The sequence below is a fragment of the Paenibacillus solani genome (assembly GCF_050475945.1).
Taxonomy (GTDB): domain Bacteria; phylum Bacillota; class Bacilli; order Paenibacillales; family Paenibacillaceae; genus Paenibacillus_AQ; species Paenibacillus_AQ solani_A.
Map to the genome: position 1 here is coordinate 31,346 of NZ_JBCMXJ010000015.1, position 11,578 is coordinate 42,923.

Annotated in this window: 10 protein-coding genes; 8 read left to right on the forward strand and 2 right to left on the reverse strand. The window is 48.7% G+C overall.

Annotation, left to right across the window (positions count from 1 at the left end):
- Window positions 1-248 precede the first annotated feature (248 nt).
- The gene (locus ABEQ74_RS14980; RefSeq protein ID WP_430122960.1) at window positions 249-1,415 is read right to left on the reverse strand and encodes an MFS transporter; all 1,167 of its coding nucleotides are present in this window, start codon (window positions 1,413-1,415) and stop codon (window positions 249-251) included.
- Between the two features lie 179 nt (window positions 1,416-1,594).
- On the opposite strand from ABEQ74_RS14980, the gene ABEQ74_RS14985 reads away from it, so the two are divergent.
- From ABEQ74_RS14985 to ABEQ74_RS15010, 6 genes are all read left to right on the forward strand, one after another.
- On the forward strand, window positions 1,595-2,041 hold the full coding sequence (locus ABEQ74_RS14985; RefSeq protein ID WP_430122961.1) for a hypothetical protein: 447 nt from the start codon (window positions 1,595-1,597) through the stop codon (window positions 2,039-2,041).
- A 108-nt stretch (window positions 2,042-2,149) separates the two neighbouring features.
- Window positions 2,150-3,298 (forward strand): transglutaminase domain-containing protein, encoded by a 1,149-nt coding sequence (locus ABEQ74_RS14990; RefSeq protein ID WP_430122963.1) that lies wholly within the window; start codon window positions 2,150-2,152, stop codon window positions 3,296-3,298.
- Window positions 3,299-3,438: 140 nt separating this feature from the next.
- Window positions 3,439-5,472, forward strand: coding sequence for a peptidoglycan D,D-transpeptidase FtsI family protein (locus ABEQ74_RS14995; RefSeq protein ID WP_430122965.1), 2,034 nt, complete (start codon window positions 3,439-3,441; stop codon window positions 5,470-5,472).
- A 24-nt stretch (window positions 5,473-5,496) separates the two neighbouring features.
- Window positions 5,497-6,243, forward strand: coding sequence for a Cof-type HAD-IIB family hydrolase (locus ABEQ74_RS15000; protein ID WP_430122967.1), 747 nt, complete (start codon window positions 5,497-5,499; stop codon window positions 6,241-6,243).
- Between the two features lie 7 nt (window positions 6,244-6,250).
- Entirely contained in the window at window positions 6,251-6,730 is a 480-nt protein-coding gene (locus ABEQ74_RS15005) for a DUF456 domain-containing protein (RefSeq protein ID WP_430122969.1), read from the forward strand.
- A 56-nt stretch (window positions 6,731-6,786) separates the two neighbouring features.
- A complete protein-coding gene (locus ABEQ74_RS15010) occupies window positions 6,787-8,412 on the forward strand; it encodes a putative polysaccharide biosynthesis protein (protein ID WP_430122971.1) in 1,626 nt (541 codons plus the stop codon).
- An 88-nt stretch (window positions 8,413-8,500) separates the two neighbouring features.
- Here the strand turns inward: ABEQ74_RS15010 and ABEQ74_RS15015 are convergent, their stop codons facing one another.
- Window positions 8,501-9,853 (reverse strand): DUF2515 family protein, encoded by a 1,353-nt coding sequence (locus tag ABEQ74_RS15015; protein WP_430122972.1) that lies wholly within the window; start codon window positions 9,851-9,853, stop codon window positions 8,501-8,503.
- A 142-nt stretch (window positions 9,854-9,995) separates the two neighbouring features.
- Here ABEQ74_RS15015 and ABEQ74_RS15020 point away from each other — a divergent pair, with 142 nt between their 5' ends.
- Both ABEQ74_RS15020 and ABEQ74_RS15025 read left to right on the forward strand, forming a co-directional pair.
- The gene (locus ABEQ74_RS15020) at window positions 9,996-10,340 is read left to right on the forward strand and encodes a thioredoxin family protein (RefSeq protein ID WP_053491556.1); all 345 of its coding nucleotides are present in this window, start codon (window positions 9,996-9,998) and stop codon (window positions 10,338-10,340) included.
- Window positions 10,341-10,582: 242 nt separating this feature from the next.
- Entirely contained in the window at window positions 10,583-11,557 is a 975-nt protein-coding gene (locus tag ABEQ74_RS15025; protein ID WP_430122973.1) for a COX15/CtaA family protein, read from the forward strand.
- Window positions 11,558-11,578: the final 21 nt, after the last annotated feature.

Genomic DNA, 11,578 nt, shown 5'->3' on the forward strand with positions numbered 1-11,578 from the left:
GTATGGTCAGTAGAAGCAGCTCAGAATAATGACGAGCAGAATGTACAAAACCAGAATCATTCCTATATCATTTCCGAAACCTGCGGTATAACAAGGTTTATGATGTTGATGATGAACATGAGTCATGTTGCTTCACCCCTTGGTTAGATGTCCGTGGTCATTTGCCACACTGTATCTTATGTGGGTTTACCCATACGGATTGTGCATTGGCCCATCTGCATCTATTTAGGCGCTCGCCTGGTGCAGCTTTAGGAAGTGATAGGAGTTTCCGGGGTGATAGAAGTTGCTGGCACCTCATGATGGCGTTTAGGAAGCAGCAGCAGGACGGTCATCAGCATCAGAAACGCGATGAAATATGGAGATACAACGATCCGCAGCTGTCCTGCCGCAATGGGACCCACAAAGGAGCCCAGCGACATGGCAATGGATTGCAGGGAGAATACTTTACCGAGTCTTCCGCCGCCACTTAGTTCAATGAACAATGAGGAGAGCGCTGGAAAGAGCAGCCCCTTGGCAAGCCCGAGTGTGAACAGAATGATCGTAATGGGTATTTGTTCCGCAGCAGCCAAGGCATAGAAGCAAATGGCAAGCCCCAGCACACCGATGGCGACTCTGTAATGAGGGGCATAACGGTTGAGGAACAGCATGCTAAGCGTCACTAATGCTCCAAGGCTTATGACAGAGAATAAAAGTCCGGTGGACATAATGCTTGCTTGACCACTCTCTCGAAGCGGTATTTCGAAGAACAGAATTCCTTGAGAACATGCGATAGCAAAAGGTATTAAATATAAACGCAGGCTAAAAGGCAGCCTTGATGGCGTCTGTTGCGTGCGCTGCGATTGCTGTCCCTCATTCCGGGTTAGGGCAGGCATACGCTTGGGGAGGCTGAGAAATGCCATCAAGCCGGTGAATATCAATAGCCAGCCCAAGCTTTGGAACGTTCCGGAAAACCCGGCCTTGGCCACAATGAAGGCTCCTGCCGCCGGAGACAATACAGAGGCCAGCGTATGGATTACACCGTGACCGGACATGTATTTCCCTTGCGTTACGGGATCTCGGGATAGAGAGGCGAGCAGCGCCAAGCAGGCGGGTGATAAAAAGGCTAGTACAAAGCCGCTGATTGAGCGGAGGACGAGCAGCTGCCAGGGTAATTGTACATGTGCTTGAAGCAGCAAAATTACACCGGCGGCGGTTAGACTGAAAATAATGTAGCGTCTGCTCCCATGCCGATCAATGAGATTGGCTGCAAGCAGATTACCGGGCAGATGGGTTAAAGCATAGATACCCATCATCCACCCGATAAAGGTAGGAGCTGCACCGAGCGAGATCGCAAAGGGTGTCAGCACAGGATACTGAGCATGCAAATCAAAAAACGCCAGGAACAAAAACATATAGAGCCATAAAGCGGTTTTCAATAGGGCCCCCTCCAATCCGGCAATGGTCGATACGTCATTACTACTTGTACGTTCGAAAGGGCAAGCTTAGACCTTTTTATGAAAAGACAGGTTGGCTGACAGCTTTGCGGGGTATCATGTATAATTAATATAAGGGCCTAACCTGGCCGCTTTGAAACGATTGACGGGAGTGAAAAGAATTGGATATGCAGGTCTGGATTGAGTTCCTTAAACAAAATTGGCTAGTGATTGCGATTGCGTTAATTATTTTATTTATTGTGCTTAATGTGGTAAGAACCGTCATTAAGTGGGCACTTGTCGTGCTTATTGTGGGGGGATTGTTGATATACAGCGGGATCTCCTTGGACAAAATTCAGGAAGTCGTAACGACCGTAAAGGATGAAACGGTAGATACGATAAAAACAGAAGCGTTAAACATGATGATGAAGGAAGCAAAGGAAGCCAAATATACATCCAATGGAGACGGCACTTACTCCATCAAAGCTCCTAATCTGGAACTGACAGGAAGTGCCGGTTCAGATAAGGTTGACGTTACTTTCCGCGGTGTATCTGTCGGGAAATGGGAAATCAATGAGACGATTCGGAGTTTTATCGACGATGCCAAGAGCAGTGCGGCAGCTAAATAAATGCTGACAAAGCATAATCGGATACCTATGTAAGCGGGCTTAAGGTGTATTCATGCTGTCCCGCTTACAACGGTAGTCAAGACATCATGAGAGAGGAGGGGGTACCCGTTGATGTCAGCATGGAAAGAAAGCGTGCTGGATGGAAATGGAGTTACCATCTTGCTGCTTCTGATTGTAGCTTTTTCTTTATTACAAGGATGGAATCGGGGAGCCTCCCGCTCGGCAGGGAAGCTTGTTTTTTTTCTGGGGGATGCGGTGCTTCGTTTGGTTGGACTAGCGATCTCCATCCCTTTTACATTGTGGCTCTCACCGAAAGCAGGCGAGTGGTTGAGCAGTGCCTCTACGCTGCCAAATCGTGTGCTGCGCGTGTGGGAACAGATGTATTATACGGTCATTAAATCGCTGGCCGATTTTCCGTTATTGCGATTTGCTGTGTTATTCATGCTGAGTTATGCCCTTATTGTATTTATGCTTCGTCTCTTGGTATCCCTCATTATGGGGAAAAGACAAGGGCTATCTCGAACTGGAAAGGATAGATCTTCATCGTTGCCCAGCCGTTTGACCGGTGCCGGAATCGGCGTCATCATGGGTGCTGCGCGTGCTATTATCGTTATTGCTCTGTTATTCATCTATGTCAGCCTTAATCCCGATCAAAGCTTCAGCCGGTACGTTGAGGCATCTCCTGTTTACCAACAGGGAGCCCAAGCAGTCATAGAGCCGCTGTCGGGTAAGCTTGTCCGGGAAAAATTACCGGTATTCACCCAATCGGTCCAAGAGGAACTCAATGGGATTATCCAGCGGAAGTATGAGGTCATCGACCATAAAATCCCCGCAGGTATTGAGCAGACGGCGGTCCATGTCGTCAAAGGGGCGGAAACCGATGAAGAGAAGGCACGAAAACTCTATGATTGGGTGGGTACCCGAATTTCGTACGATTATGATAAGGTCACACTTTATGAAGAACAGCGGATATGGAAAGAACAAACCCCGCAGGATACGTATGATACCCGGTTAGGTGTCTGTATCGATTACGCGCGGCTGTATGCGATGATGGCCCGCTCTCAGGATCTTCAAGTCCGCGTAGTAACCGGCAGAGGGTACAATGGGCAGGGCGGTTACGGACCGCATGCGTGGAATGAGGTCTATTTGGCCGAAGAGAAGCGGTGGGTGCCGCTGGATCCGACATGGGCCCAGAGCGGAAACTGGTTTAACCCGCCACGCTTTAATGAAACGCATATTAAGGAACAGGTATTTTGAACGAGTATGAATGATGGAGAGGGGCGGACTTTCGAAAGCGGAAGTGCGCCTCTCCCATCTGGAAGGCCGGCCGGATGAAGTGGAGAGGGCGGATATGTTAATATGGTTTTATGGATTGTGGATAAAGGGGAGAAGCATACGTGAAAGGGTTTAGGCCGGATAAGCGCAAACAAGAAGAACAAACTGCCGGCAGTCAATTTAACTTGCGGGTAAACGTGTTTTTTTTCAGTACATTTATTATATTTTGTGTCATCATTATACGACTGGCTATATTGCAATTCGTGGAAGGGCCTGAGCTGAAAGAACTCGAAACCGGGGGGCAGGTTAAGAACTTCCCGCTGCAGCCGATCCGGGGCAGCATCATTGATGCTTCGGGAACACCGATTGCTTATTCGACGCCCTCCCAAGCACTGTATCTAACGCTGTTAAAGGATTACAGTTCATCTGAACGGGGGAAAAAGAATCGGCCGGAGATCCAGAAGCTGGCTGAGGAAATGGTCAAGGTCTTCGATAAATATGGTGACCCAAAAGCAGATAAGCTAACCGTGGATGATGTGATCAAAGCGATGGACCTGGAGTTTAACAAGCAGCCAGGTTATGAGCCTAGACGGATTAAAGCGGATTTGTCGACTAAGGAAGTAGCTTATTTTATGGAGCATAAGAGCGAGTATCCCGGGGTTGAGGTTGTGGAAGAGAGTGAGCGTCAATACAATCCGGACCGAATCGCCGTGCAAACCATCGGTTACCTGAAAGAGTTTAAAGGAATTAAGACGCTTGATAAGTATAAGGAGATCGATGAGCAGAATAAAACGCAAAAAGATCCGGGACTCATCTACACCGAACAGGAGAAGGTCGGCGTAGATGGACTCGAAATGATGTTCCAGGATGAACTGCGAGGCAAGAATGGATATATCGGTATTCCGATTAATCCGCAGAACATGGCAAGCGGGGTGCCGACTATGGTCGCTCCCGAGAAAGGCTATAATATTCATTCGACGATCCATAAAGATATTCAGAAGGTTGCCCAGCAAGCGATCGTGGATCAATTGAAATGGCTCCACACCAATACAGTATCTGGTAAGACACATCCGAATGCACAAACGGGTTATGCTGTAGCGATGGAGGTGGACACCGGTAATATTGTTGCCATGGCCAGCATGCCGGACTATGACCCCAATGTTTGGGAGAATGGAACCGACGATTGGGATACCGTTATGAAGTATTATGGCAATGGAACCATCTCTCCATACAGCTCAGGCCGATCCGGTAACAATTTGGAGTCGGTTGTACTGCTCGGCTCCACCATGAAGCCTTTGTCGGTATTGGTTGGGCTTAATGAAAAATTGTTCGGTCCCAATGACTATTACCCGGACAATGGGATAGCATACTTCGGTAAAGATAATACGCGAGTTCGGAACTCCGGCAGCAAGGCCTACGGGCTTCTCAATGCAAGGAAGGCGATCGAGCATTCCTCCAACACCTTCATGGTAGACTGGATCGGGGAACGGCTGTATAACAAATACGGCTCCGAATCCGTTAGAGTATGGGATGAATATATGAAGAAGTTTGGACTGGGTGTGTCCACGGAATCAGGTCTGCCGAAAGAACATAAAGGAATCATTGAATACACCAATATTGAACAGGCAGGAAGCTATCTGGCTGCCATGGCGTATGCTTCATTTGGGCAGTCAGGTAAATATACGACGCTGCAATTGGCGCAGTATACCAGCACGCTTGCCAACCGTGGGGAGCGAATTCGGCCGCAGCTCGCCAGCAGGATTGAAGACCAGGATGGTAATGTGATTAAGGAGTTCAAGCGTGATGTATTGAATAAAACGGAGTTCCCAGAACAGTACTGGAATGAGGTCATTGCGGGAATGAATACGCAGGGACTCCGGGCTTTTGAAGATTTTAAATATGACTTTGCACGGAAAACAGGTACATCAGAGCAGGATATTTATAAGAACGGGTCGAGAATCAGGGTGGAAAACGGGGTCTTTATCGCATTCGCACCACGCCAGAATCCTAAGCTTGCCGTGGCGGTTGTAATACCGGAAGCGGGATTTGGTTCCCAGAGTGCTGCGCCGGTCGCTCGTAAGATTTTTGATGCGTATGATGAAATTTATGGACTTGACGGTACGCCTCATCCTAAGCAAACGGATGATCAAGAATGAGGTAGGCTATAAGGGGGTAACACCATGAATAAGAAATATCGTTTACTAGCACTGGATATGGATGGTACGCTGCTTCAAGATGATCATGAAGTATCGGAAGAAACCAGGAAGTGGATCAAGGAAGCGGTTCGGAAGGGCATTCATGTCTGTCTTTCGACAGGCCGGTCGTTTCGGGATGCTTATCCGTATGCCAAACAGCTTGAACTGATGACGCCGATGGTAACAGTGAACGGCGGCGAGGTATGGCGCGCTCCTTATGAACTGCATCGCAGAGCGCTGCTGGATAGCAAGTTAGTGGAGCAAATGCATGCCTTGGCCGTTGAAACCGGATCATGGTATTGGGCGTATGCAGTAGATAGATTGTTTAATTATGAGAACTGGACAGATGATGTCGCGAATCAGGAATGGTTGAAGTTTGGTTATACCACGAACGATAATGAGGTGCGCCATAACATTTTGATGCGCCTGCAGGAGATGGGCGGACTGGAAATCACGAACTCTTCGCCGGATAACCTGGAAATCAATCCGCAGGGTGTTAACAAAGCGACCGGAATTAGACAGGTGTGCGAACTGCTTGGTATTCAAATGTCTGAGGTCGTAGCCGTGGGGGATAGCTTGAACGATCTCGCTGTGATTCAGCAGGCGGGTCTCGGGGTGGCTATGGGTAATGCCCAGCAGACGGTGAAGGATGAGGCGGATCTCGTGGTTTCAAGCAACAACGAGAACGGGATCGTGGAAGTCATCAGGGATCATATTCTGATCGAAGGGTGAGATGTCGATGGACATATTAGGCTGGATTATCGTCATCGCTTTGTTTATCATTGGGATGGCAGGGGCGATTTACCCTATTTTGCCGGGAGTTGTCGCTATTTACCTGGCGTTGTTTGTTTACGGCTGGTTCTTTACGCTTGAGCATTACAATATGTGGTTCTGGATCATTCAGACACTCATTCTCGTGGTGCTCTTTATTGCCGATTATGCTGTCAACGCATGGGGAGTTAAGAAGCTTGGTGGCTCCAAAGCTTCGATATGGGGCAGTACGATCGGACTGATTATCGGACCGTTCGTTATTCCCGCTTTTGGATTGATTATCGGACCGTTTCTAGGGGCATTTCTGGGTGAAATGCTCGCTGGCTCGGGTCCAAGCAAATCCATGAAGGTGGGCTTCGGTTCCGTCCTTGGATTGTTCAGCAGCATTGTGGTGAAGATTATCTTGCAGTTAGCAATGATTATCATTTTCTTCATCTGGATTTTCTAATCGACGCTTAGGAATCGCTGTAACAGGCGCTTTGGAGGAGAAAGAAGGGTACGGTTTTGTCTAAGAAGGAATCATTTATTAAAGGCACCATCATTTTGGCTGTCGCTGCGCTTGTAGCCCGTGTACTGGGCCTGGTTCAGCGGGTGCCGCTGGAGCATATGCTGAATGATATTGGGGATGCCTCATTCACGCTCGCAAATAATGTGTACTTAATGCTATTGACTGTAGCTACTGCGGGCATTCCCAGTACACTGAGCAAAATGGTATCGGAACGCCATGCATTGGATAAGCCAGCAGAAGCCAGACGTGTATATCATGCAGCTCTTATATTCGCTGGAGCAGCAGGACTTTTTATGACGCTTCTGCTCTTTTTTGGCGCTCCATTTTATGCTACCCATATTGCTAAACAGCCTGAGGCTGCCGCTGCTATACAGGCCCTGGCACCAGCGCTGCTGTTATTCCCGGCCATAGCCATGATGCGGGGCTACTTCCAAGGGCGTAATAACATGACTGCAGGCGGCATATCGCAGATTATCGAGCAAATTGCTAGGGTAGTGACGGCGATCGGCTTGGCTTATGTGCTGCTGCGGATGGGATACGACGATGCCTGGATTGCAGCCGGTGCCTCTTTTGGTGGAGTTCTCGGCAGTATCGGAGCGTTTGCGGTTATGCTGTATTTCACGATAAAGCTTCGCCAGAGTGATCGTGAGCTCAACATGCCAGCAGCGGATCGTTCGATTCCGCTTGGCGGCATATACCGAGATATATTCACGCTGTCTATACCGATTGTGCTGTCTTCGCTGGCCGTTCCGGCTGTTAACTTCATTGACGGTTCCATCGTGAAGCCGCTGCTGATGGGACAGATCGGTCTGGAACAGGCAACTTCGGCTCTAGGCATCTTGGGCAACCGGGCACAGAGTGTGGCAGGAATTCCGCCGATACTTGCGATTGCGCTCAGCACCTCGCTTATTCCAATTATTTCAGCAGCATTCGCCAGGAAAGATCAGGAGCATTTGAAGCAGCAGGTGACGCTGGCTATGCGTGTTGCTATTTTAACGGGCATGCCTGTGGTGATCGCCCTGTGCGTTGCATCCTATTCCATAAACGGCTTGCTGTTCAGTTCTCTGGGAGGAAGCGGAATCATCGGTCTTCTAACGTTCGGCACGATTTTCCAGATCACCATGATGACTACCAATTCCATTCTTCTTGGTATCGGTAAGGCCAAGCTGTCGATGGTCCATGTGATGATCGGAATTGCAGTTAAGCTCGCTGCCAGCTTCTTGCTATCTCAGTTCTTTGGCATTTATGGCATTATTGGCAGCACTGCCCTCTGTTTTCTTGTCATCACGCTGCTTAATTTGCGATCCATCAAAGCGATTGTCTCCTTCTCGATTCTGGGGGGACGCTGGACAGGTTTCTTATTGACCGTGGCGGTTGCCGGAGGCATCGGCTATGGTCTTAATCAGGCTGGTATTCAATTGGTGCACGTTATGCCAGCACGCGTAGCCTTCCTGATAACCTGTCTCGTGGTAGGCGCAGCCGTAGTTATTCTATACCTTGTACTGTTGGTGGTGCTTGGTGTGTTGCGTAAAGAGGAACTTAGCACCTACCCGCGCCCTTTACAGAAGGTGTTTCGTCCACTCATGAGATTACAGCCTTCCCGTATTCGTGAGCGGAGTTAAACCATTGAGATAAGGGAGCAAGAGCTTATATACAGATTATCAAAGAGACGATCCCGCAGTATCGGGATGGTCTCTTTTTGCTATGGTATTAATGGCGATGGGGTGGCAGCCGGGCGGCTGCATCATGAGCGATGGAGGTTTTCTCCAGGGCTGCGCGATGAGCATGAGTCATATCCGGCAGCAGCGGACGATGCGGTTTTCGAATATGCGTTAACATGGAATCGTCCTGATACCAGTCGTACCGGGGAATGGGTTCGGAAGATTCATCGTGCCAAACCTCTTCGAGACGTGGGCTGTACAGGCGTTGACCGGCCGGAAGCCATTCCGATTTGAGCAGATCATTGCTCACATGAGCATGATTCATGGCCTGATCAACCTTTGACGTAAACAAGGCAGGCCAATATTCGGCACGGGAGCCCTGATGCTTGGTGGAGTGAGCGAATCCAAGAACAGCACGATGTATTTCCTCATAACCGAACAATAAAGCATAAAGTGAACGTCCTGCCTTGATCCGAAGCGACAGGTTATCGAACTTGGGCAGGGTCAGACCCGCTAATGGCCGCGAGGGAAGGTTTTGGCCCATAGTGTTGTCCATATCGGAGTTGTTCACATATTCATAGCCAAGGGGAAACACGATTTGATTCAGCCTGACAAGCTCGTGCGTTCGGAAGAGTGCATGATGCAGAAGATGTCTTTGGTAAAAAGAATGTTTTGCCACTCGACCCTCAATGTAGTTCTGCTCATTAATGATAAGGGCTATCGTGAGCAGCGAGCTTCCTCCGTCCTGCCAAAATTGCTCCCAGAACGGTGTCATGAATGATGAAACATGAAAGTGCGGGAGTAAATGAAATAAAGGCTTTCCTTCTTTACGACTATGCATATAGAGTAGCAGCTGTGGATAGGCATCTTGAAAGATCAGGGCATTACAGCGTTCCAGAAAGAGGTATAGATTGTTCTTGAATTTAGGATTTGTGAGATCCGACATCAACCCGCCCTTCAGATCGCTCATATTCCAACCAGCATTACGTGAAACCATATGGGCCAACAGAGCCCAATGGATTTCAGGATGGGAGACATAACAGTCCCAGTATGCTTGAGTCCGGGTCACATTGCTGCGATTGGCATTGGTTGTTTCTTCATAAATAAGTTTTACAATCCGCTGCTCTTCTTCGGTAATAGGTTCGGCTTGATAAGCGTAATTCAGAGGAAGTCCTTGCTCCCGTTCACGGCCCGTAGTAAGAATTTCCTTCAGCTTCATCTGAATTGCCTTCACGGCTGCGCGGTCCCAGGGCAACTTCTGTTTTCGGGTTCGAAGCTTCACAGATATTCGTAATGAAGCGAATGCACCGTTCCATGACTCGGCCAAGGCATGGGATATGACGTTTGTCCAGGATCGATCAGTTTCTTGTTTTCTTCTGTTTTGTCCCTCGTGCGAGTGCATTTTGCTTATCACCTGCACTTTCCTATGTTCATCCAAATTGTCAATATTATGTTGTAAGTATGCTCTAAACATTTGACTTCCACTCCACATTTTGATTCACTAGAAGAGAAGCAAGGAATTCGACGTAAAGGGGAGATAATCAATGGAAAAAATCACTTCAGAAGCAGAATTTCAGGTTGCAATCCAGTCTCCGCGACTGACAGTTGCCGTTTTCAAAGCCGATTGGTGCGGTGATTGCAAGTTTATCGATCCATTCATGCCAGAGGTTGAGACTAAATTCTCCAATCAGCTCACTTTGGTAGAAGTTGACGTCGATGCCGTTGGTGACGTAAGCCAACAGCAGAATATTATGGGCATACCGAGCTTTGTTGCCTATTCCGATGGGCGCGAGCTGGTTCGCTACGTTAACAAACTCCGCAAATCGCGCCAAGAAATTGAGGATTTTCTACAGCGTGCCGTGGACGTGTATGGTACGATTCATAAGTGATAATAGCACCGCCGCCGCAGCTACTCGGGCGGCGGTGCTGTTTTTCGCCTTTCCGCTTGGTTAAATTGTCAAGTGCAGAATCACGGAAATCAAACTCATTTTTGAACATTTTGTCACAATCGCTCAAGTGACCGTAGCCGCAGAATCAGGTATAATGAAATGTGGATTGTGTAGTAATGGTATCCTGTAAAGGTTTTCAGATAGGAAATATAGTGAATGATTAAGAGCAGCAGGTGAGATGAGTGAATGATAAACAATTAAAGTGGCTGAGTTACATAACATGCTTGGTGATGTTTTTTGCGACTTTCGGAGGCATGGTTGTAACCAAGACAGATTCGGGTCTTGGCTGTGGTCAGGAATGGCCGTTATGTAATGGTAAGTTTGTCCCTGCTTATACGGTAGCTTCCATGATTGAATACTCGCACCGGGCAGTCAGTGGAATGGCAGGCTTGGCAGCCTTGGCTTCACTGCTTGCTTTTTGGAGATACAAGCGTGAGCGCAGGGATTTGATGGCTTATGTGATCGGAACTTCCGTGTTCGTTGTAGTACAAGCCATTATGGGCGCACTTGCAGTGGTGAAACCTCAGTCGGCTGCAATCATGGCGCTGCATTTTGGTTTCTCGCTGATTGCCTTTGCCTGCTCGGTTATGCTGGCACTGGGTATGCGGCGGCTGGAACAGGCGAAAGAACCGATTGGCCGGAAAGGGCTGCCTCGTGTAAGCAAGGGCTTTCGGAATTTCGTGTGGGGGACCACCATATATAGTTACGTCGTGGTCTATGTCGGCGCATTCGTCAGCCATACAGACTCCAGAGAAGGCTGCTCCGGATGGCCGCTGTGTAACGGGGAAGTGATTCCGGAGCTGAGCGGTGGAGTCGGTATTGCCTTTATGCACCGGGTAGCAGCTTTGCTGCTGCTGATCGTGGTTGCTGTAATGGGGCATTTCGCCTACTGGCGTAATCGGGATAACCGTGAGATTCAGATGCTAGGCCTGTCGGCAACACTTCTCTGTTTGCTGCAGGTAATCAGCGGTGCCATCATTATGGGAACGATGCATAATGAGGAGGTTTATATCTTCTCTGCACTGGGACATACGCTGCTTATCTCGGCCTTGTTCGGCGTACTGTGTTATTTGAGCGTCCGGGTATGGCAGCTTAGCAGGCCGCGCGAATCCGAGATGGTTCAGAATCACAGCATTCCCAGCGAAAAAGTAATCTAAGAGTAACCATCATGATCGTCA

What these genes read in the sequence shown, in the direction of transcription:
- ABEQ74_RS15005 (WP_430122969.1), top strand. Translation starts at nt 6,251, where the DNA reads ATGGACATATTAGGCTGGATTATCGTCATCGCTTTGTTTATCATTGGG.
- ABEQ74_RS15020 (WP_053491556.1), top strand. Translation starts at nt 9,996, where the DNA reads ATGGAAAAAATCACTTCAGAAGCAGAATTTCAGGTTGCAATCCAGTCT.
- ABEQ74_RS15000 (WP_430122967.1), top strand. Translation starts at nt 5,497, where the DNA reads ATGAATAAGAAATATCGTTTACTAGCACTGGATATGGATGGTACGCTG.
- ABEQ74_RS15015 (WP_430122972.1), bottom strand. Translation starts at nt 9,853, where the DNA reads ATGCACTCGCACGAGGGACAAAACAGAAGAAAACAAGAAACTGATCGA.